This window comes from Myroides sp. C6-3 (assembly GCF_050522425.1).
Classification (GTDB): domain Bacteria; phylum Bacteroidota; class Bacteroidia; order Flavobacteriales; family Flavobacteriaceae; genus Flavobacterium.
In genome coordinates this window covers 14489-37240 of record NZ_JBMVQP010000030.1, presented here as the reverse complement: position 1 = coordinate 37240, position 22752 = coordinate 14489, and the positions used below count along the sequence as shown (strand labels likewise).

The 22752-nt window shown below is 29.6% G+C and carries 22 protein-coding genes; 4 read left to right on the top strand and 18 right to left on the bottom strand.

Annotated elements, in window-relative coordinates; genetic code table 11:
- The 11 genes from ACPDG9_RS12470 to ACPDG9_RS12420 form a co-directional block, all read right to left on the bottom strand.
- A complete protein-coding gene (locus ACPDG9_RS12470) occupies nt 1–1107 on the bottom strand; it encodes a restriction endonuclease subunit S (RefSeq protein WP_430528051.1) in 1107 nt (368 codons plus the stop codon).
- Entirely contained in the window at nt 1097–1984 is an 888-nt protein-coding gene (locus ACPDG9_RS12465; RefSeq protein WP_430528050.1) for an ORF6N domain-containing protein, read from the bottom strand. The genes ACPDG9_RS12470 and ACPDG9_RS12465 overlap by 11 nt, the downstream gene beginning before the upstream one ends.
- Nucleotides 1981–3528 carry an N-6 DNA methylase gene (locus ACPDG9_RS12460; protein WP_430528049.1) on the bottom strand — a complete coding sequence of 516 codons (1548 nt, stop codon included), beginning with the start codon at nt 3526–3528 and terminating at the stop codon, nt 1981–1983. The genes ACPDG9_RS12465 and ACPDG9_RS12460 overlap by 4 nt, the downstream gene beginning before the upstream one ends.
- Nucleotides 3521–4687, bottom strand: coding sequence for a hypothetical protein (locus tag ACPDG9_RS12455; RefSeq protein ID WP_430528048.1), 1167 nt, complete (start codon nt 4685–4687; stop codon nt 3521–3523). Before ACPDG9_RS12455 ends, ACPDG9_RS12460 begins: the two co-directional genes overlap by 8 nt.
- Nucleotides 4688–4691: 4 nt before the next feature.
- Nucleotides 4692–7148, bottom strand: coding sequence for an N-6 DNA methylase (locus ACPDG9_RS12450; protein ID WP_430528047.1), 2457 nt, complete (start codon nt 7146–7148; stop codon nt 4692–4694).
- A gap of 60 nt (nt 7149–7208) precedes the next feature.
- Nucleotides 7209–8198 carry a helix-turn-helix transcriptional regulator gene (locus ACPDG9_RS12445; protein ID WP_430528046.1) on the bottom strand — a complete coding sequence of 330 codons (990 nt, stop codon included), beginning with the start codon at nt 8196–8198 and terminating at the stop codon, nt 7209–7211.
- Between the two features lie 4 nt (nt 8199–8202).
- A complete protein-coding gene (locus ACPDG9_RS12440; protein ID WP_430528045.1) occupies nt 8203–8592 on the bottom strand; it encodes a hypothetical protein in 390 nt (129 codons plus the stop codon).
- A gap of 55 nt (nt 8593–8647) precedes the next feature.
- Nucleotides 8648–9211 carry a recombinase family protein gene (locus ACPDG9_RS12435; RefSeq protein ID WP_430528044.1) on the bottom strand — a complete coding sequence of 188 codons (564 nt, stop codon included), beginning with the start codon at nt 9209–9211 and terminating at the stop codon, nt 8648–8650.
- Nucleotides 9212–9337: 126 nt separating this feature from the next.
- Entirely contained in the window at nt 9338–9901 is a 564-nt protein-coding gene (locus ACPDG9_RS12430; protein WP_131541122.1) for a PIN domain-containing protein, read from the bottom strand.
- Nucleotides 9891–10346, bottom strand: coding sequence for a helix-turn-helix domain-containing protein (locus tag ACPDG9_RS12425; RefSeq protein WP_090410424.1), 456 nt, complete (start codon nt 10344–10346; stop codon nt 9891–9893). The genes ACPDG9_RS12430 and ACPDG9_RS12425 overlap by 11 nt, the downstream gene beginning before the upstream one ends.
- Before the next feature lie 117 nt (nt 10347–10463).
- Nucleotides 10464–10919: a hypothetical protein gene (locus ACPDG9_RS12420; RefSeq protein WP_090410425.1), complete on the bottom strand. Its 456-nt coding sequence runs from the start codon at nt 10917–10919 to the stop codon at nt 10464–10466.
- A gap of 45 nt (nt 10920–10964) precedes the next feature.
- On the opposite strand from ACPDG9_RS12420, the gene ACPDG9_RS12415 reads away from it, so the two are divergent.
- Both ACPDG9_RS12415 and ACPDG9_RS12410 read left to right on the top strand, forming a co-directional pair.
- Nucleotides 10965–12218 carry a Y-family DNA polymerase gene (locus ACPDG9_RS12415; protein ID WP_182628683.1) on the top strand — a complete coding sequence of 418 codons (1254 nt, stop codon included), beginning with the start codon at nt 10965–10967 and terminating at the stop codon, nt 12216–12218.
- Nucleotides 12215–12682 (top strand): LexA family protein, encoded by a 468-nt coding sequence (locus ACPDG9_RS12410; RefSeq protein ID WP_090410427.1) that lies wholly within the window; start codon nt 12215–12217, stop codon nt 12680–12682. Before ACPDG9_RS12415 ends, ACPDG9_RS12410 begins: the two co-directional genes overlap by 4 nt.
- An 81-nt stretch (nt 12683–12763) precedes the next feature.
- Here the strand turns inward: ACPDG9_RS12410 and ACPDG9_RS12405 are convergent, their stop codons facing one another.
- The 7 genes from ACPDG9_RS12405 to ACPDG9_RS12375 form a co-directional block, all read right to left on the bottom strand.
- Nucleotides 12764–12940 carry a histone H1 gene (locus tag ACPDG9_RS12405; protein WP_090410428.1) on the bottom strand — a complete coding sequence of 59 codons (177 nt, stop codon included), beginning with the start codon at nt 12938–12940 and terminating at the stop codon, nt 12764–12766.
- Between the two features lie 228 nt (nt 12941–13168).
- Complete coding sequence (locus ACPDG9_RS12400; protein WP_182628682.1) at nt 13169–13966, bottom strand: topoisomerase C-terminal repeat-containing protein; 798 nt, start codon at nt 13964–13966, stop codon at nt 13169–13171.
- 1094 nt (nt 13967–15060) lie between these two features.
- Nucleotides 15061–16215, bottom strand: coding sequence for a hypothetical protein (locus tag ACPDG9_RS12395; RefSeq protein ID WP_182628681.1), 1155 nt, complete (start codon nt 16213–16215; stop codon nt 15061–15063).
- Between the two features lie 146 nt (nt 16216–16361).
- A complete protein-coding gene (locus tag ACPDG9_RS12390) occupies nt 16362–16586 on the bottom strand; it encodes a hypothetical protein (protein WP_182628680.1) in 225 nt (74 codons plus the stop codon).
- The gene (locus tag ACPDG9_RS12385; protein WP_090410432.1) at nt 16570–16848 is read right to left on the bottom strand and encodes a hypothetical protein; all 279 of its coding nucleotides are present in this window, start codon (nt 16846–16848) and stop codon (nt 16570–16572) included. Before ACPDG9_RS12385 ends, ACPDG9_RS12390 begins: the two co-directional genes overlap by 17 nt.
- Nucleotides 16841–17440 (bottom strand): ParA family protein, encoded by a 600-nt coding sequence (locus tag ACPDG9_RS12380; protein WP_090410433.1) that lies wholly within the window; start codon nt 17438–17440, stop codon nt 16841–16843. The genes ACPDG9_RS12385 and ACPDG9_RS12380 overlap by 8 nt, the downstream gene beginning before the upstream one ends.
- 430 nt (nt 17441–17870) lie before the next feature.
- Entirely contained in the window at nt 17871–18854 is a 984-nt protein-coding gene (locus ACPDG9_RS12375) for a zincin-like metallopeptidase domain-containing protein (protein WP_430528043.1), read from the bottom strand.
- Nucleotides 18855–19776: 922 nt separating this feature from the next.
- Between ACPDG9_RS12375 and ACPDG9_RS12370 the strand changes: the two genes are divergently transcribed.
- Nucleotides 19777–20487: a Cthe_2314 family HEPN domain-containing protein gene (locus tag ACPDG9_RS12370; protein WP_182628677.1), complete on the top strand. Its 711-nt coding sequence runs from the start codon at nt 19777–19779 to the stop codon at nt 20485–20487.
- 421 nt (nt 20488–20908) lie between these two features.
- Complete coding sequence (locus ACPDG9_RS12365) at nt 20909–22693, top strand: ATP-dependent nuclease (RefSeq protein WP_182628676.1); 1785 nt, start codon at nt 20909–20911, stop codon at nt 22691–22693.
- The last annotated feature ends 59 nt before the right edge of the window (nt 22694–22752 follow it).

Here is a 22752-nt window from a genome sequence, read left to right as displayed (position 1 = left end):
TTATAGTTGCACCCTCACCTCGCCACTCATTAACTTAGGTAATAAGGTATCGCGAAGTTTTGTTAAGGTTTGGATTTGACCTAAATTAAATATCACTTTATCATAAAGTGGAGAAAGTTTATTACAAATTTCTCTTAACTCTGTTTCTTCGTAGAAAGGAAATTCACAATTCTCAATTCCTTCTCCTGATATATTTGGTTGAGCGCTTCCAGTAGCTGTATTTTCAATATAATCTTGACCGAAATCAGATTTTAAATGTAGATATGCTAAATACTTTGCACCTTCAAATTTTTCTTTTAATAATCCTACTCGCTGATTTAACCATAAGCTTTGATCTGTTTCAGGTACAATACCTAATTTACCGACTTCAGCTCCTGTCATAGCTATTATGATATCGCCCGAATTGATTTTAAACTTTGTATCCAATTTTTTTATCGATTCATCATCAACAAAATCGGAGTTTGTTATATCAACTATATCTCCAGAAATATTTTTTATCTTAATTACTCTAATAGTACCCGACTCTTTGAATGATTTACTTTTAAATGCATATCCATTCTGCAAAGAAAATATATTACTTAGCTTACTATTAAATTCTCTTTCTCCAATGAAATTAAGGTATAAAGTTTCCGCCAAAGCTTCTAAGGTTTGGTTTTGTTGGTGTAATAGGTCGATTTTATCATCCAAACTCGACAATACCGATGCAATGGCTTTTTGCTCGGGAAGTGGGGGAAGTTGGATTTCGATTTCATTAATTACAGGAACAGTTAAACTCGGAACTGCAGAACCTACATTCAAATTTTCATAATCAATCAATGTTAATTGATAGAATAGATATTTTGGGAATACTTTTGATTTATCAATTTTTGACCAAAACATTGTATCAACAGTCCAAAAAGGGCTATCTTGAAACATAATATTATTCAAAGAACCTTTTCGAGGTATTAAAATAGATTCATCATCATAGAGATAAGAATCAACATAACGCATAATCCCACCACTGCCTAAACAAGGAAAATTTCCCTCACTTAACTTTTTATGATCTTTCCCATATTTAATTTCTATAACAGAACCTAATTTATCTGAATTCCAATTCCTATTCTCCATTATTCCCCCTTTTTATTTTACCCAATACATCCTTACTCAAGCTATCCATCCTCGAAAAACCAAACCACTTTTTTCCTAAATCTTTGAGTGAAGCACCAATGTGGTACAACTCCTTTTCATCAATGATTAAAAAGCGGTCGTGGCTTTGTTTAAACAATTCTGCTTTTACCTCAGGATATTGTGCATTGTGTTTTTCTAAATCTAACCGAAGCTGTTTACTTATACTTGCTGTATAAATCGTAGCTGTTACGTTTTTTTTACGTTTGCTAAACAAGGTTAGTACACTATCGTCTATGTAATTGTCTATTAAAATAATGGATGATTGGGCATTTTTTATTACATCGCTTACAAACTGATAGGCATCATAAACCTGTCCATCAAAATACACCCCGCGTTGTGGTAGTTCATTATTTTCTAATGCAGTAAAAAGCTTGTTGAATTTTTGATCATGCTCTATCAATTTGTTTTCAATACTTGATAGACGTAAATGCTGGAGCGTTTCTTGACCAACTAATTTCCTCAATTCTACAAAAGCATTCATGATTTGAATGCTGACTTTTACAGCGATATCACTTCGTAAAACGGCAGATAACATAGCGACACCTTGTTCGGTAAATGCATACGGATTTACAGCGGAATGTTTTAACGATTCGAACCGGTCGCAATTTGCGACCAGTTCATCTTTTTCTTGGCTATTCAGCTGAAAACGAAATGTCTCGGGAAACCGGTCAATATTGCGTTTTACCTGTTCATTTAACCTTTTTACTTCCACCTGATACATTTCTGCCAGATCTCTGTCGAACATGACTTGTTTCCCCCGAATCGTAAAAATTCGGTTTTCTATATGTTGTTGGGAAAGGGTTAAATCTTTACTCATTCTTTTGGCAGTTCAATTTTAGACAAGTTCTCCGCAATAATCGTATTCAGTTCCGCTTCTTTGGCTAATTGTTCTTTTAAAGTGCTTTTCAATGACGTAAAACGCTCTACAAAATTGAAATCATCTTCTTCATCAGGTAAGCCAACGTAACGCCCAGGTGTTAACACATAATCTAACTCTGCTACTTTAGATTTTGGTACCGAAGCACAGAAACCTGGAACATCTTCGTACTGTCCATCTACATTACGCCAATTGTGGTAGGTAGAAGCAATTAAGTCGATATCATCTTTGCTTAATTCACGGTTTCTACGGTTGATCAGATGCCCTAAATTTCGTGCATCGATAAACAAGATTTCGTTTTCGGTGTTACGAAATTTTGGATTCGGTACTTTCTTACGGCGCATAAACCATAAGGCGGCAGGAATTTGCGTATTCAGGAACAATTTTGCTGGTAAGTTCACGATACAATCAATCAAACCTTCTTCGATCAAGTTTTTACGGATTTCTCCTTCACCCGAAGTTTTAGACGTTAAGGCTCCTTTTGCCAATACTACACCCGCTTGCCCTGTTGGTGCCAAGTGATGGATAAAATGTTGCAACCAACCAAAGTTGGCATTACCTACGGGAGGAGTACCAAACTGCCAACGCGCATCGTTACGCAACAAATCGCCCGACCAATCGCTCACGTTAAACGGAGGATTCGCAATGATATAATCGGCTTTTAAATCTTTGTGTGCGTCGTTTAAGAACGAACCTTCCGAATTCCATTTAACCCCCGTAGAATCAATCCCACGAATGGCTAAATTCATCTTTGCCAAACGCCAAGTGGTTTGGTTAGACTCTTGTCCGAAAATTGAGATATCATCAATACGACCTTGACGCTCGGTTACGAATTTCTCCGACTGCACAAACATCCCCCCCGAACCACAGCATGGATCGAATACACGACCTTTGTAAGGCTCTAGCATTTCGACCAATAACTCTACTACCGAACGAGGCGTGTAGAACTGTCCTCCCTTTTGACCTTCAGCTAAAGCAAACTGCCCTAAGAAATATTCGAACACGTGACCTAATACATCGGCAGAACGTTCTTGCGTATCGCCAAAGTCGATATTACCAATCAAGTCAATCAAATCTCCTAAGCTGGTAGGATCGAGATTTTGTTTGGCGTAAACTTTTGGTAAAATTCCTTTTAATTGAGGGTTTTCTGCCTCAATAGCATCCATTCCATCATCCACGATTTTACCAATCGTCGTCTGCTTAGCCGAACTTTGTAAAAAAGACCAACGTGCTGAAGGTGGAACGAAAAATACGTTTTCTGCAGTATATTCTTCTCTATCTTCAGGATCAGCACCTTGATCGATTTGTTCAGTTAATTCTGCATGCAATTTTTCAAATGCAATGGATATATATTTTAAGAATATCAATCCAAGAACTACATCTTTATATTCTGCGGCATTAATGTTTTTACGCAACTTATCCGCTGCTTTCCACAGTGTTTTTTCTATCGTTTCTTGAACTTCTTCTTTTTTCTTTTTAGCCATTATTTTTCTTAATGTTTTTTATATGATATTTATTTTTTTCTTCTACAAACTCTAATAAAACCCAAAAGGTGTCCTCTATTTTAAGGTCATAGTTATCAATACTTTTAGGATGCAAAGAAACCTCCTTCCCATCTATACACTTTACTTTCCCCCATCCTTTATCATTGATTTCTTCTAAAACGCCTTCAATAAAATCAGTTGTGTCTTTATCTAGTTCCTTTTTCTTCCATCGGGACTGATTCTTTTCTTTATCCGGATTATGCTTGATTAAATTCCCAAAATAGCAAATGATTTCCAATAAAGCATACACTACACTTTGATATAAATAACCCGAAGTATGCAACTTACTGTATTCATCTACTTTATATCTCAAGGCTCCTTCATTATGCGATGCATCTTGTACGATATTTAAAACCCTATATAAGGTTTCACAAATCGTAGGATGAATGAAATCGGGCTCTGAAAATTCATAATCTGAATGTTTACCAGAAATAAATAGTGATGTTCCATTGATCCACCCTTTTTCTTCCGTAAATCCTTCAGGTATTATGTTAATATCAGCTAATGCTTTAAATAAACTTTCGATAATTTTACGAACTTTTGTCAAATCCTGATCAGTATCGATATCTTTTAGAATTTCTAAAAAGTTTCCATAATGCTTATCTAAAGTAGGGATGTAAGATACGTATTTGAATACATCGGAATACTGATGTCTTATTTTAGTATAAACATTATCTTTTACAGCTTCTTTAATATGCAGTAAAAGTTCAGGCATACCATCATCATCCGTTTTATCGAAAACCCTTCCATTTGCAGAAAATTCATCTTTAAATAAATTTACATATGAATGACTATCTTTCACAAAACTTGGTTGACCGGAATAAATAAAAACAGGTATTATAAATCCCTTTGTTCTTAATTCAAGTAAACCTTTTGCAACATTCCCAAACGCTTCATCTGTTTGTTTACTATTTGTTTTATCTGTAAAAAAAATTCCATCTAAAATAACAGCATCATAATGATTGAAATTATTAGTCAATTCTAATAACCCATCTTCAGCATTGTCATATCCAACCAATTGAATATTTTCTATTATTGCTGCATCTTTAAGAGGCTGGAAAACTTTATGCTCGTCATCTATCCAAAGTACATTTATCATCGCTTTATTTTTTAAAAATTACAGGAAGTGTTAGTTCAATAGATGTTACAAATTCACTATCAATACCTTCAGGCCCCGTTTCATCCGTAAACCCTAAAAATCCTTTATGCTTCTTAAGAACTTCACTAACATACCACATCCCTATCCCACTGCCATTATTAATTCCGAAAGAACCACCTTTCCTTACCAATTGATTGTACGTTAAGTCGGATGGTAAAGGCTTTCCTGTATTACAAATATCGATTTGAACCGTATTGTCCTCAAAACTACACAACAATTCAATTTTGATTTTATTATCCTCAAAATCTTCAGAACTAAAAGCATGCTTCTCAGCATTTTCAATTAAATTGTCAAATACATTGGAAAGCAAATTTTTATCGCCATTGATCAATAGCTGATCAATTCCATTTAATTTTAATTCAATTTCATTAAAATCCAATTCGATAGAAAATTTATTATTCGCACGAACCTTTACAGAATTGACATAATCTTGAATAAATGAAATCAAATCAATTTCTTCTATTTTCATTTGACTAAAATCAATTTCTCCACTCATTTTATTTACGGAAACACTTATTCTATCTAAATCTCTTTTCATAAAATTTAAATACTCTTTAAACGTTGTTTCTACAGCAGGATGTGGTGTTAAATGTAACACTTCTGGGAAATCTGAAGAGATTTTTTTCTCCATCATACTTAGTATAAAATTCAATGAAGATTTTATATTTCTTAGAGGTCCAGCAATTTCATGTCTTAACAAACTATTACTATCGCTACTGTCTAATAAATTTTGAACCTTAATAAGGTGATTTAATTCTTCATTTTTACCAATATAATCTCTTAAATTATCTAAATAAATAGCATGCTGAGTATCTAATGGAGGAAGTGAAACTATGATTTTAAAAAAATCATTTCTAGATATTCTACTCAGTACATTTCCTTTAGAATATTTTTTATACTGTTCCAGAACATTTGTAGATAATAAAACGGAAACTAAATAATTGGCATCAATTAAATCATCATCAAAAGTTACTGCATAAAAATCTCTTGGAAGTAACACTGGTGTACCATCAAATTTGAAAAACCCAATTTTAATATTATTTACGGTAGAAATAATAAGAGCATTTCTACCTAAAATATTCATAAATCTAGGAGCATCATGATCATTTACAATTTCTAGTGTCGAGTTATCAATATCTTTCTTCAAAATATTATCAGAAAGATTATTTAAACTCAATTTATAGAATCTTGATATATTTCTATCATTTACTAAAGAAACAGGTGTAAGTATATTACCTAATTTAGATGGATGGTCTAAATTAAAATCAATATCTATAAAATATCTACCAACTTGTAAATTGTAATCCTCTTCTTTAATTTGCTCATTCGTAATTTTTCTAACAACATTCCTATCCTTAGAATTTTTAAATGCTTCTAATAAATTAGAATCGTCAATTTTAAAAATTTTATTGGACTTAATACTAAAATCTTTGGCATCGAAAAACTTAACTACTCCTTTTTCAGCCTTATTCTTGTTTAGAATAAGTACATAAAAAGGAATGCTCGCATTCAATAAAATATTAGAAGGAAATGATACGATAGCTTCTAAATAATCATTATCTACTAATTTTTGAATTAAAGGTCGATACATAGTAGAAGTAAGTAAAGTAAAAGAAGATACAGAAATTAAATATCCATTATCTGCTAATGCATCTAACCCTTTACTTATATAAAAATCTTCAAGAAATCTAAGCCCTTCAATTCTCTCATTTAGCCGAACATTTAATGGTGGGTTAGCTACAATTACATCGAATTTTTGAGAAGTGCCTAACCAATTTGAAACTGAATCATCACAAACATAGTTTTGATGATCTTTTCCATTAATAATCAATCGTAATAGCCCAATACCCCATGAGGTTGGTACTAATTCTTGTCCATAATAGCTATCCTTTTCATTTGCAATAACTCCAAAAGAAGCTATACCAGCAAATGGATTATAAATCTTCTGACCTTCATCTTTAGAAATCAAACCCTTTATAAAATGAGTTAATTCTAAAGGTTGTAAGTATTCTGAAGCAATTCTACCTTGGCTTAAAGATATTTTATAAATTAAATCTTCAAAGAAATTAGAGAAAAGATGATCATCAATAGAAAAGTCTTTTAAAACATACAACAGACTATTTAACTCATTATAAGATAGCTTATTAATAACTGAGTAAAAAACATCAATAAATAAAGGATTTACATTCTTTATAAACTCCGAATTTCTTAATTGAGCTAATAAGCCCTTCTCAATATCATCGTTTGGTAATGTTTCAGAAATAGAAATAGCGCCAATCTTATTTAGTGAAACTAAATAAATTAAAACGATATAATTATCTAATGAAATTATTTTTCTAATATCATGTAATAAATTACTTGTGATCATATTAACTTCTGAAGTAGTCTTTGTAACGCTCATAAAACAAATATTAAAGATTAACACTGCAAACATACAGCTGACCTGTGCAATTATACTGCACTAATATAAATTTTTTAAATTATTGATTCTTTCCTTTAATCGATCAATTAAAAATTGAGGTTCTAATACTTTAATATTTTCACCGTAAGAAAGAAGTAAACTTTCTAATTCATAATTATATTTTACTGATAAGTGTAAAATATTGTCAATAATTTTTTGAGAACCATGTATTGGTTTTGATTCAATATAAGGAAGTACACTATCTGACAATTGAATTTTTACCTTTAATACTTCATTATTTTCAAAATTTGTAACACCAATAATATCCTCAAAATATTCATCAAAATCTATAGTACTCTTACAATACAATTCACAAGTTGTTGGCTCCAACTTTACTATTCTATCTAATGCTATATTTTGTATTTTAATTAATTCGTAATTCCACCCAAATAAAAACCAACGATTATTGTATTGTTTTAAAAAATATGGAGCTATAATATATGACGTAGAGTTTGTATGTGTAAAAGGTTTGTAAGTAAGTTTTACAACTTGACAATTCTTTATATAATTATATAATGGAGTCAAAAATTCTAAACCTTTTAAAAATTCATTTTCTTGAAAGGAGATGATTTTCTGTACTGAATTTTCATTACTTACATTCATTAATTTTGTTTCTACAGATTCAATACCCTCAATTCCAGGAATTCCTTTTAACCGACTCAATAATTCAATTGTATTTTCTAAAATTGACAATTCGTCATTGGTTAAAGGCTTTTGTATTATAGAAAAATTAAGATCTTCATATGTATAATATACTTTCCTTCCATCTCTAACAGATACAATAGGAGCTTCATATCCTGCATCGCTTTTCATGAATTCAAGATCATTGAAAATTTGACGCCTAGAAACTGTAACCTCTTCACCATAATGTTCATACAACACATCATTACATGCCTGAATTAAATCGTTGATATAATATCTTTTGTATTTATTACTTAAGCATTTATCAAGTGTCTTGTATCTTATTAATGCATTTTTATTTGTTGACATTAGTCTAAAAATTATACTCATTACACAATAACCCAAAAGGTATTTGCTTCAAATGAATTAAATTTTCTTCATTTATTGGAAATGCAAACTCATCTTGAAAACAAATTACTGTTAAAGCAGAATAATCTTTATCAGGATCTTGAAATGTATTAAAAACCATTAATTCTAAAATAATACAATATTGAGGAAAATCATCATTCGGATTTTCTCTTGGATCCATGACATAATAAGAACTTCGATAAAAAATACGTTTAGCACGTTGTTTTATATCAACTAAAATATCATCATTTAATTCTTTATTAGCTGTTCCTTCAATTAAAGAATCATAAGTTTTCATTTGGTAGATTTTAGTTATTTCAACCTCTACCCCATTTATTTCTATAAATGTTTCCATAAAATATTTTTTTAAAAATAAAACATTAGGACGTCATTAATTGTCATCTAAAACTTTATTTTTCTTTTTCTACCCTATAAAAAGTAGTTTTACTTATTCCAGCTTGTTTACAAGCCTTATCAATACTTAGTTTTTTATTATCGTAAAGGTGCTTTGCGTACTGGTATTTTTCTAAAGTATCTTTAGAAATACCTTTAGGTCTACCTAAGGTTTCATTACGTCTTCGTGCACCTTCTAAACCGTGTTTCGTGCGTTCGCTGATTAGGTTGCGTTCAAATTCTGCAACCGCACTAAATATCTGAAGTAAAAATTTACCATTGGCTGAATTGGTATCAAACTCCGGTTCTGTTATCGATTTGAAATGAATCTTCTTTTGATTGAACGTTTCAATCAAATCCACCATATTTTTTAAGGAACGAAATATACGATCATTCTTATAAACCAAAATGGTATCACCTGGTCGAGCAAAATCTAAAAGTTCTAATAATCCTTTTCTATCTTCCTTCACTCCACTCGCTACATCAGAAAATATTTTCTCACATTGATGTTGCTTCAGCAACTCGATTTGATTTTCTAAATTTTGATCCTTAGTAGAAACTCTCGCATATCCAATAATCATAAAATAGTACTGTAAAAGGTTATTTTATAAAACTAATAAAAATAACGACAAAAAGCACTATTCAAAATAAAAAAAAGACTACTAAAAAGTAGTCCCATAAAACGGTCGATTTTTGGTATAATTAAATTACAAAAGAGCATGTAAATAATCTGCTGTTTGATTTAATCCATTTTTTCTAAAACTTTCTAATACTTGAAATTCATCCATTGCTGGGTTTTTGCGATTTAATACCAAATCTTTAAAAGCTTGGAGGGCTATTTTTGGATTTAAATCTATAATATCCGTTAGAAAATCATCAGCACAAACTGCCTTCAATCCAAAAGAGTCTAAATAATCATCCGGAAAATCCTTTAAATTATTAGTTACAATAATATTAGCATTTACTTTAATAGCAGCAGCTAATACATGTCTATCATCTTTATCAGGTAAATTTAAATTATCAATTAATCCTTCATAATTTAATACTAAAGCATCGGGAAATGCCAAATTTGCTACGTTTATCCGCTTTTCTGCTTGTGAAGATTCAACTCCCTTTCGAATCATTACAGATTTCCATTCATCAAAAATGATTTTACTCCATTTTGGGGTATATAAATCATAATGAGCAAACCAAAATAATAAATCTCTAATCACGATAGGAAATATTACATTGGTATCAAGAACTGCTTTGTACCTTACACTATGAATCATATAAACCTATTTCGTCATCAAAGTTCATAATATCAATGATATGCTTTTTCTGTTTTTGTTTCATCTCGTTTTTATATTTGATTACATCTTCAAATAAAATACGACGATGTCTTCCAACCATTGTAAAATCAATTTCACCTTGCTCTAAAAGTTTAACTAAATGAGGTCGTGAACAACCCAATATTTCAGCTGCTTTTTGAGTAGTGACTTCCGTTGCAATAGGTACAATAGAAATTGGATTTCCTTCACTCATTGACTTTAAAATTTCACTTAAAAGTTTTAAAGCTTTAAAAGGTATTTTAATTCTGTCGTTTGTTTCTTCGATTTCTATTTCAGTATCATCTTGTTTCAATTGTGATAAAATTGAAGAAAGTGCTGAATAAGATTCAATAGCCACTCGTTGTTCTTTCTTAGTGGGTCTTTTTATATAGTCTAATGCTTCCATATTTTAAATTGTTTAAACAAATTTAAACGAAATAATCGAAATAACCAAAATAAACGAAAATAAATAATTTTATATTTCGCCTATTAGTAATTAAATAACTGCCGTAAAATGTTTTTATCAACTAAAATTCCGAGAATAATCTAATATCAAATTAGTAAGATTTTCTTTTATAAAAAAGTACGAGTCCTCTTCTAAAAATCCTAATGGGGCATAATCAATATAACGTTGACGATAATTGTTATACATTTCAAAACTATGTAAAAAGTCTAACTCTGTTTTGCGATCATTTAAATACGAATTTAAATCAAAATAACTGTCCCGAGTTGGGGAATATGAAAAAGCTAATAATTTGCCAATACCTTCAACAAACCAATTTAATAAGTCATTAATTATAAATTGTTCGGGGATTTCAAAAGTATATCCATCCGTATCATAAAAAAGATAAAAATCTGTTTGAAAACGATTATTAAAATCTTCTAAATTTTTCGCTACAATCTCAATGTTAGATATATGCTCAGGTTCTAATGAATTTCCTAAATCTAACGCTAAACAAACGACGTTTCTTGGCATCATAATAATTTAACTTTAGCACGTTTACTAATTTAATAATTTTGTAGGATGTATGCTTTAGTAGATTGTAATAATTTTTATGCGAGTTGTGAAAGGGTTTTTAATCCCACATTGCGCCATAAGCCAATTGTTGTGTTAAGCAACAACGATGGCTGTGTTGTGGCGCGTTCTAACGAAGCAAAAGCACTCGGTATTCCAATGGGAGCACCCGCTTTTGAATACAAAAAGTTATTTCAGGATAATAGTGTAAATGTATTTTCATCAAACTACGCTCTGTATGGCGATATGAGTAACCGTGTAACTCGAATCCTTAGAAAATATACACCTGATTTAGAAGTTTATTCGATAGATGAAAGCTTTTTACAATTCAAGGGATTTGAAAATTATGATTTAGTATCGTATGCAAAAGCGATACGGAAAGAAGTGCTTAAAAACACTTTAATTCCAACGTGTATTGGAATTGCGCCCACAAAAGCATTAACTAAAGTGGCCAATAGGATAGCTAAAAAATATCCGCAATTAGAAGGTGTATATGCTATAGATTCCGAAGAAAAACGGATTAAAGCTTTGCGATGGTTAGCTATTGAAGATGTATGGGGTATTGGTAGACAATTTGCTAAAAAATTAAAGGCAAAAGGAGTAAATAAAGCATTAGATTTTACAAATCTTCCTGATGAATATGTCCGAAAGGAATTTACTGTAGTTGGTTTACGACTAAAAAAGGAATTAGAAGGCATATCTGCTATGGAACTTGAAGATGTAAAAACAAAAAAGAATATTGCTACGACAAGATCTTTTGATAAAACGTATGAAGATAAAACCTATCTACAAGAGCGCATTGCTACTTTTGCAACCACCTGTGCCGAAAAATTACGCAACCAACATTCTACTTGTAGAATAGTTACTGTTTTTATTTTTACCAATAGATTTCAAACAGATAAACCACAATATTACCAATCTGTAAACGTAACCATCCCCTACCCTACTAATTCATCAATTGAGATAATTAAGTATGCTAAAAAAGGTTTAGATATTATTTTCAAAAAAGGATATGGATATAAAAAAGCTGGCGTTATTGTTGGAGGAATAAGTCCTGAAAGCGAAAAGCAATTCAACTTATTTGAAGATGAGCACCCACAACACCGCAAGCTGATGAAGGTAATGGATCAACTTAATTTTAAATATGGAGTAAAAAAATTAAAAATTGGTTCACAAGCACTGGATAAAACATGGAAGATGCGCCAAGATCTTTTAAGTCCAAATTATACAACTAATTGGAAAGATATACTTAGAGTAAAATGATAAATTTTAAAAAAGCACCGTACTTCGGAACAGAATTGGAAAATCTAACCATACATAGTGATGGTGAAAAAAAATATGTTCAAATATTAGGAGGTGTGCGTGCAGGCTTTCCTTCACCTGCTGAAGATTTTTTAAGTGATCGTATTAGTTTAGACGAACGCTATTTATCGAAAATAGAAAGCACTTTTCTTAATTTAGTTAAAGGACGATCGATGTATCCCGAATATCAGGAGAATGATATAATCATTCTACGTACAGATTATGAACCGTGTCATAACGATGATATTGTAGTGTCGATTAATTCATCAGAATATACTTTAAAAAGATATGATAAGCACAATAGTACTTTAATAGCTTTAAATTCTGATTACGCAAAAAGCGTAAAAATTGATGAAGATGATGAAGTAATAATATTAGGTGTGGTAGATGCTTTGATCAGAGATAAAAAGAAAAGAAATATATAAATATATTTCTATGTATATATTTATATATATCGTATTATAATCAAAAAATAAAGCCGTATCTTAATGTATACGGCTTGTCTATTATTTTTTAGATTCTTCTAAAGATAACTTTCTAAATTCTTTTAAAAGTTTCTCTAAAGCTAAAGATGATTTTCTCGCTCTTGTTCCAGCAGCTTTATTTTCTTTTTCCATTTGTAATTGAGCATCTGAATTGAACGTTTCAAATTCTGCGTTCAACTGTTCTAAAAGTTCTTTCATTATAATACTATTTTATGCAAATATAGCATTTGAAACAGTAATAGGGAGGAACTTTACATTAATATTTTAATGCTTTAAAATTGAAAATTATCATAATCATCTTTAAAAAGTAAGACTAAATTATAAAACAATATTTAAATATAAAGCTAGCTTTATATTTAAATATATGTATATTTATATATATTGCTATACATATATGTTTTTAAATATATGATAACAAGTAAGTTATTATGACACTTTACATTTAAAATTTTCATCTAATGAAAGCCTTCCCTCAAAATCTTTATCTTTCCATCTAAAGGATTTAACATCAGTTTGATCTCCTCTAAGTAATACTTCTACATCAATAAAAGATAAATTATAGTCAAAAATAGATAGCCAAATTATAAAATCACATTTAATATCTGATAAGTAATTAGTACAGCCAAAGAATTTTTCCATTTTTAATACAGTACCGCTACACTTCGGACAATCTCCTAAAGAGTAATCAAATTGCACTTGAAAAGTACTGTCATTTACAAAAAGTTTTGCTTGAAAATTAATTCCTTGTTTTGAAGTAAAATTTAAAAAAGGAGTGTAGTTGCCAGTAACTAATAATCTTACAATATCTTCAGTCATTACAGTTCCATTATAAGAACGGTAAATAAACATTCCACATTTTCGATTAAAATAATTTTCGCATCCCCAGCCTTGCTTTGTTCTTAGAATTTCGCCATCACAATTAACACACTTAACATTATCTACAATTTGATTTCGAAACTTATAATTAATATAACCGTGTACTATTTTTAATGCAGCTTCAAATTTTTCACCTTTATCATCCACAAAATCTGAATAAATTTTTGTTTCGTAATTGTGAAGTAAGTCAAATAGCATTTCGGGAGTGATAATTTTTTTCGAATAAGATTTATAAATAAAAAAATTGCACAACTTCTTATTATTTTCAACGAAATTACATTGAAATTTATCCTCAAACTCTAAAAGCTCTCCTTTGTTGCAAATGGGGCATGTACCAACTCGTTTCATTCTATAAAATTAGCTATTATTTACAAAAATTCGCCGGGCACTGGTGAAAATATCGTCTTTCCTTTTCGGACTTTTTTATCAATAATGGGAAAAAGATTAAAAAAATTCCTTTTAAAATGGGAATATGATTTTATGCGTTTCTTAGTTTAATTTTAATATTAATTTTAATATTAATTTTAAGCAACTGTTTTTTTTAGATATAAAGTATTGTTTTGTAGGGTTTTATAGCCTATATTTTAAGTTATTTTGGGTAGTGGAATCTCGAAGATATGGGTAGTAGAATGTCGAATGCTTGGGTAGTGGAATCTCGATTTTTGGGTAGTGGAATCTCGAAATAAATTTATGTGGGTAGTAGAATCTCGATTTTTGGGTAGTGGAATCTCGATTATTGACCTTAAAAATTGACTTTAAAATTAAAAAAAGTATGATGGGTAGTGGAATGTCGAATATTAAATGGAAAAAATGCATAAAATTTGGGTAGTGGAATCTCGAAATAAAGGGAAATGATGATTTTTCATTGAATTTTGGGTAGTGGAATGTCGATTTTTAATTACTAACTCAAATAAAGATACGTTAAATAAATAATTTATATTAGGATAAACAGCATAAATATGTGCTAAATTGTACGAACATTCTCATATAAAGCAATGATAACTAATACATTACTAGCATATGGGTAGTGGAATGTCGAAATATATATGTAAGTTATCTTTATATATCAGTGTGTTTATATAATGATGGGTAGTGGAATCTCGAAATTGAAATTTAAGTTAGGTGCTAAATTTCAAATATATAAATACCGAAACTAAATGATCATCAACCAGGTATCTTATTTAATTTTAATTCATTAAGGATTAATGGGTAGTAGAATCTCGAAATAATTAAGTAATTAATCTTGATATATGAAAGGCTTTATATAATGATGGGTAGTGGAATGTCGAAAACTAAAAGAAAAGATTTCTTTAATTTATTAATAGTCTTTTTTTAATGATGGGTAGTGGAATCTCGAAATGTAATTAGAGAATATTCTATATTTATTAATAGCTTTTTTTTAATGGGTAGTGGAATCTCGAAAATATTAATAAAAAATGCTCCTACAAAGGAGCATTAAAAATTGGGTAACCCTTAGGGGATATTTGCGCATGTTTCGTTACAGAATAAATAGAAATAACTTCTTCTTGAATATCATCTAACAATTCTGAGAAAGGAATATCAGTAATTAAAGGTTTGTTATTATCTTTTCTTCTTGCTGTATTATATTTCTTAACCACATTCTTATATGCACTGCTAAAGAGAAACTTTGCGCCAAAATCAATATTAAATATTTTTTCCAAATGCTCTAACTCTTTTTTAGTCAGATTATGTCTTTTCTTAATATAAGAAAGTTTATATAATTTAAATTGATCGTCCTGACTTGTAATATTCGAAGATTCTGCTGCGCCACTTCCAATGGATCTAAGCTGATATCTAGTTATACCTATGTAATTTCCATTTACAGAGCTATTAAAAGAGAAAGAGGAGGATTTGTCTAACACTTTCTTAATCGGGTCTAAAAAGCCTTTTTTAAGCGTTCTTAAATCTTTGTAATTTATTCCCCAGGTTCTATTCATATATTCTAAAGTAACCTTGGTTCCATCTTCTCTAAGAGTATTTAACCAGAGTGCAAATAAGAACTGTTTGTGAGATTTTACAGAATAGACTAAAGAATATAGAACGTAATTATAATTAGCTAAAGCTACTATCTTTTTAAACCAATAAGGATTAATATAAAAAGATACTTGCCCTTTATAAATGGTTGGATCAATAATTAATCCACCATAAAATTGTTTTTTTTCTACTTCCCCTTTTGAGTTATAAAACTTGACAGTATGCCATTCTTGTTTATAATTAACTAAAAATTGAAGTCCTTTTTTAGTTAACTCTAAATTTCTTGATTTAGAAATATCAGAAGATTTCATTACTATCTTAGCATAAGATTCGTCGTCTTCTAAATAAGTTTTCTTAAATAAATCTAACTGGAAACTATCATCTGAAACTCCATATTGGAACTGCTTGTTTCGTAACGTATTTAAAATATTAATTATAATACGGTTCGCCTCAATCGGCATGGATTCTTTAACAACGAAATTGCCATTATCTTCATGGAAAAATAGATCTCGATAAAATTCATTAGAAATTTTCACCTTATCAGCAATCTTATTGCTGCTAAAGGTTTCTTTTACTTTATTATCTTTTTCTTCCTCATTCATAACTTGTAATTTTCTCTCTCGTTAAAGTGCTGTAATTTAATAAATTTTTTAGTGACCAAATAAAATTTAATCGTATATTTGAAATACGAAAAGGAAAACAAAATTTATTTTGTTTCCGAAAGAGGGGCTTCGGCTCCTCTTTTATTTTATGGTCGGGTAGGGTTCTTACCGTTTAAATAGTTAGCTACTTGTTGCTGACTTTCTTTTTCATAAACATTACAGAATAACCATTTGTTTTCTCCTGTAAAGTTTTCATCAAAATACTTAACCAGGCGTTTTACTCCAGCTGATCCTTGTACAGCACGATATTTAACCCAGTTACCATTTAAGAGCTTTACGTTTACTACATATACTTTATTTGACCTTTCCATGATAACGCTTTAAGAATTCATTATATTCTTCTTCATAAACGTTTACTAATGCAGTATTAATTAATTCTTTCACAGTCATTCCCTCAATCAATGATGCTTTATTTTTAAGAAATGTAATCATTTCGCTCGGAACTTTTACATACAATCCTTTTTCAGACGTAGAAGGTTTCTGTACCGGTACAACTTTTTGTACTGGTGTTTCTACTTGTGTTTTTTTTACCTGATTAACTAATGCAGATAAATCTACTTTTTTATTAGCCATTACTTAAAAGTTTAATCATTAATTCTCTTGTCAAATTCTGAAGTTGATTACTCGCTTTGTGCTTTCCTTCAACTCCTTTGGTTACAATACTGTTGGTAATTGCATCATAATCGTTGATTACAGTGTTAGCAATAGGAACATCCAACTCATTAAAATTTTCACTTAATCTATCTTTAAGTGATGAATTAGCTTTAATTCTATTAAAAACGATTAAAGATCGATCTACAGCATTATTATCTTTAATAATCTGTACAGTTTTATCAATAGCTAATAAATCATTAATACTCGCTTGCGTTGGTATTACAATTAAATCAGCTTGTTGTACCAATGAGTGTATTTCTTCGAATAGGTAAGGAGGTGTATCGATAATGATGAAATCGAAATCTTCATGCGGTATTTTATTAATTTTACGATCCACATCAATATACGTCAACTGGTCATTTAAGTCTTTTACTTGAAGTAAAGTACCTTGATAATCCCAATCAATTAAGCCAACCTTCGCATCTTGGTTAAGTAAATTTGCAACATTATAAGATAATGTACTTTTTCCAACACCACCTTTCTGATGAGTAAATAAAATGATCTTAGCCATAATTCATCTATTAATTTTCATCAAAAATAAATCAAAATATATTGATATACAAATATTTGTATAGTTAAATATTAATATATTTAGATATAAATATATATTTATATACTATTAAAAATGTATGAAATAATATTTTATAAATACCTTATATCAAAAGGGTTAAGCACACTAATTTCTATCGTAAAAGAACAACTAAAAACTAATCCGATTAAAAGAGGATTTGTTTTGTGAATGTACCCTTTAATTATTTACAACAAGGAGATATTTTCCGAGTGTAAAGTATTAAAGGAGGTAGATAGAAATTTAACTTTTAAATAGGGTGGGTGGGGTAAGAAAATATTAAGGTACGAATATAAGGTATCACTAACTAAATCAATCCGCCCCGGAGGGGCAAATTTTTACGCCCTTTATTATTTTAAAAGGCGTAAAAGGTTTATGATTTAAGGTAATTTATTGCTTTGTTCGCATAACCAAATGCTTCTTCTAAAATTTCATGTTTTTTCTCTTCCGCTGTATGCTTTAACCAACTTTTTAGATAGATAATTGAGTTAATAAACTGCTCCGAATAATTAAATTCTAACGAAAACAATAACGAACCCAATTCAGCAACCAATTCTTCAAAAGCGTATTTATTTCTGCCATCTTCAAAATCTTGGTCTAAACGGTTTAAGCGGTCTTTGTGTCCAGTCCAATGAATAATTTCATGAAAAACAGTTGAATAATATGCTTCCATATTTTTAAAATATTGTGGTTTTGGTAAATGAATTTCATCTCTTCCTGGAATATAATACGCTTCGCCTTGTACTAGATGTTGTAAGGATAAATTTTTGTGTTCAATTAAATTATTAATAAATTTTTCGGCACCTTCGTCAAACTCAATGAATTCAATATCTGCAATAATTGGAAAGTCACAATCATTTATATTTTCAATGTTATCCGTATGAAATACACGATAATACTTAATAAAGCTTTTTACTCGATATTCTTTTTGTTTTGTGCTATCTAAAGCCTTAAATTCAGCAAGTTGAATACGTTCTTCCGTTTCTTTATGTCTAATATCATAACTAAAGTATTGTATTGGTAATGACTTTGAACCTTTCTTAATTTTACCTTTTGATTTAGTAATTTGATTAAAAGTTGCATAATAGCAATTTGAACGTTTATTTATCAGCATATCAAGTGCCAATATAAATTGGTTTAATCGTGTGTAAGATTGTAAAGAAAGTCTATTAGCAGGCATAAAAGATACATTTTCTTTTAAAAAATGTTGCCAATGTTTCTCTTCTACACTTTCCAACTGTTCAATAATTGAACTAAAAAACAAATCGTTATAATTATTCTTTGTAGTTTGAGCTTGGCTCTTTTCTGTTGTTTTAACGATTCTTTTTGCTTGGGGAGTTTTTAAACTTGTTTCCATAATGAAATAATATTTAATAGTTCTACAATTTTTATTAATCATTCTTCGTGAGTTGTCGCTTATGGCTTTTCTGTGCGAAATAGAACTATTGCCTACCGAACGATTTATAAAAGGAAAAATCCATTGGCCGCTACAGAAATGAAGCTGACAAATGGATTCGACTGGTAAATATATTTAGGAGTGTCTGCGAGTTAGAAATACACGATAGATAAACTGAAAATTGGCGTTATTTTTCCTGAAAATAATGACGATTTTAAGGCCAACTATATTGATGTAGTTCTTGTGAAGTAGAAACCTTAATAGATTTTTATAAATCGGAATAGGCAATAATTTTGCAACAAGAAAACCATATATGGCGGCCATTCCGAGTAGAATGATCTAAAAAGAGGAAGAACTATTTTTCAATATGCTGATGGAACAATAAAAACCAAACAAAAAGAAAAAATTAAAACATAAATTAAATTTCCTTTTAACTGGGATAAACACACTAATTTCTATCGTAAAATGAACGACTAAAACTAAACCGATTTTAAGAGGTTGTGTTTTGTGAATTTATTGTTTAATTATTTACAGCAAGGGGTTATTTCCCGGGTGTAAAGTATTAAACAGTTAGATAGAAATTTAACTTTGAAATAGGGTGGGTGGGATTATTATAATGTTCATTTATAAAAAATCAATATAATATAAAGAGCTTATGAACAACGAAACTTCCATATTCGTATTTTGTATATATTTTATTTAAAATCGCATTAAAATTTAAAATTACAATACAAATTACGCACTATATATTTTTATTATATACCGTATTATATCTATTTTGATAAAGAATAAACAAATAATTTCTTAAATAAATGTAATTGCGTATATTTGGGAGCTAGCAGCAATTTTGCCGAAAAACTTAGCTGAACTAATTCGGAAAAACATGGGAGAAACAATTACACTTAAAGCTGATACTTTCAAATATCCAACTAAAGAAGAAAGGCGCAAAATAAACAATATTATTCCCAAAATTGAACGCTTTAATGTTGAGTATAAATCCGCAACCATAGGAATTCTGCAAAATTCTTCATTTGAAACAGCAATTAGAGAAGAAGACATCTATTGGTGGTGTAATTGCGTAAATAATCGACTTGGAAAAATGGAAGAAACTTTTGTTTACGTAAATACTCATTATTTAAGGGAACTAGAAATTAAAAACGATGAAGCAGTAAATCAATATACTGACAAACTATTACTTGAATATTTTATTGAAATCTTTTACTACTATTATTTCTCAACTAGAGATGTAATTGGGCAATTACTGAATGTCTACTGTGATTTAAAGCTTAGAGAAGATAAGATATTTTTAAATGAAAAATTCCTTGAACAAATACATACAGAAGAAATTAAAAATGCTTTGACAGACTTTTTAAACAACACAAAAGATTCTTATAATATTAGAAATTCCTTTAATCATAGATTTACTCCAATTAATAAAGATTTTAGAGCAACCAAAAATGTTATAAAAGATGGTAACACGATTAAGTTTTATTCAGCAAAGGATGTGAAAATTGAAGTATTTATAGCTGACATTGAAAGCCTGATGAAACATTTTGCTCATTTAACACAAAAACTCGTTTTAGAAATCAAATAAAATACTGCTGCTAATAACTAAGCTTTAGCTTCGCTCTGTTCGGGCAAAGCCCTCGGGTCGTCTTGCCCGGATGGCACGAGATGAATTGAAAATCACTGAACACCTAATTAAATAATAGACAAGTGAAGTAAAGCCCGTTGAACCCTTCGATAAACTCACGGCAGGCTCACCGTAGGAAGCTAATAAAGTATTATGGAGTTTTCGAAGTGCAGCTTTAAGATATACTAGCAGTAATTTTACGATTACTGCTTTTTTTATAGTTAATTTAGCATTTTTGTCTGTATAAACCATTGATTATAGGCATAAAACCGTGAATTATGAATACCTAATGGATTTATGAAATATTAACTATATTTGAAAGGAATTTGTGTTCTTTTTTCACAGACTGCCGTTATGCACAATTGTAAACCTACATCGTTTTATGATTCTAAAGAAAATTCAAATAAAGCGTTTTAGATCTATCTTAGATTTAAAGTTAAATTTAAATACTTCTAATAATTTTTCAACAATATGTGGTGCTAATAATTCTGGTAAAACAAATGTTTTAAAAGCACTAAATATTTTTTTCAATCCTGAACAATACAGTTTAACAGAAGATATTCCAAATCATAAGTTAGGTTCTAGAGGAGGTTCAACATATCCCGAAATAACTTTAACATTTGAGAAAAACAATATTCAGCATATTATCAAAAGAGAATTCGGAGTTAATGGAATAGATAAAGAATCCTACGAAAAAATTATAATTGAAGAAGGTCAGCAAAACAAAAGTCTTGGTGATAATAAGGAAATTGGCAGAATATTAAATCAGATTTCATTTTTCTTCATTCCTGCAATTAATATCTCTTTTCCAACTTTAATAAATAACTTAATAGATGATGTTTATGAATTAGAATACGAAAAAGCTAGATTTAGTGGGTTAAAAAAAGATTTAAAGGATTCTTTTGAAAGTTATAGCAAAGGTTTACTTGAAATATTAAATAAACTTGCCTCTGAAATAAATCCAATTTTTAAAGAATTCAATTCAAATTGGAGCGTAAGTTTTGAAAACACTTCTGACGTTAAAAAATTTAAAGATTTAATTTCTGAAGATGTAGAATTCTATTTAAATGACTTATCCAATAGGAACATTGAAGGAAAGGGATCTGGTCTACAAAGATTAGGTTATATATTATTGCACAGTAAAATAATATCTAAATTAAAAAAGAAGAATGTAATTTTTTGTATAGACGAACCAGATGTCTACTTGCATCAAGGTCTTCAGAAAAAATTACATAATCACTTATTAGATATTGCTAAAAAACACCAAGTTATTGTAACCTCACATTCTCAAACATTCATTGACTGTTATAAATTAGACAATGTATTTTTACTGGATTTAGAAGTCGGAGAAGAAAGAGAATATCAAAGAACAAAATTAAAATATCATCCCCTTAATACTTGTTTAATTGATATTAAGCAGGAAAATGGTTTAAAAAAAATTAGAGAGTATTTAGGTATAACAGATGAAGATTTTGAACTTTTGGATAATTATAATATTATATTAGAAGGAGAGTCTGATAAGAAATATTTATCTGAAATAAGTAATTTCTTCGGTATAAATATTCCTAATATTATTTCTTCAGGCGGTGCTACAAAAATTGACAAATATTTAGAGTTTTACAATAATTTTTACACTGATAGAGATTTCAAACCAAAAATTAGAGTCATTTTTGATAATGATGAAGAAGGGCGTAAAGAGTATAATAGGATTAAATCCAAAATTAAGTCATTTAAAAATATTGTTGTAACAATAGAATTTATTCCAAATTGTTTTGGTGAGACTCCAAATTTAGATGATGTAGGGCATAACAAGGTAAAAAGTAATTTTGAGGTTGAAGACTTTATTTACCCAGAAATTCTACATCATTTATCTACGGAACTTTCTAAAAAAGTTAACTTAAAGACGTTTAAATTTAATAAACTTGAAAGTAAAATTAAAGCTATTACATTCAAGGACAAAGGGATATTATACAACATTGAACTTCTTAAAAATGAAAACAATTTGGAAGATGGTTTAAAAATTGACTTTTCAGGAGAACAAGCTAAAAATGGGATGGTTGGTCTTTTCAATATTAAAGGAAATAAGAAGTTAAGCGAGATGATTATAAATGCTGACTCAAAGTATCCTGAAGTTAAAAGTTTCTTACAAAAAATATCTAAACCATAACAACTGTACATAATAACTAAGCTTTATCTTTGCTCTGTCCCTTCGGTCGAAACGTCTTG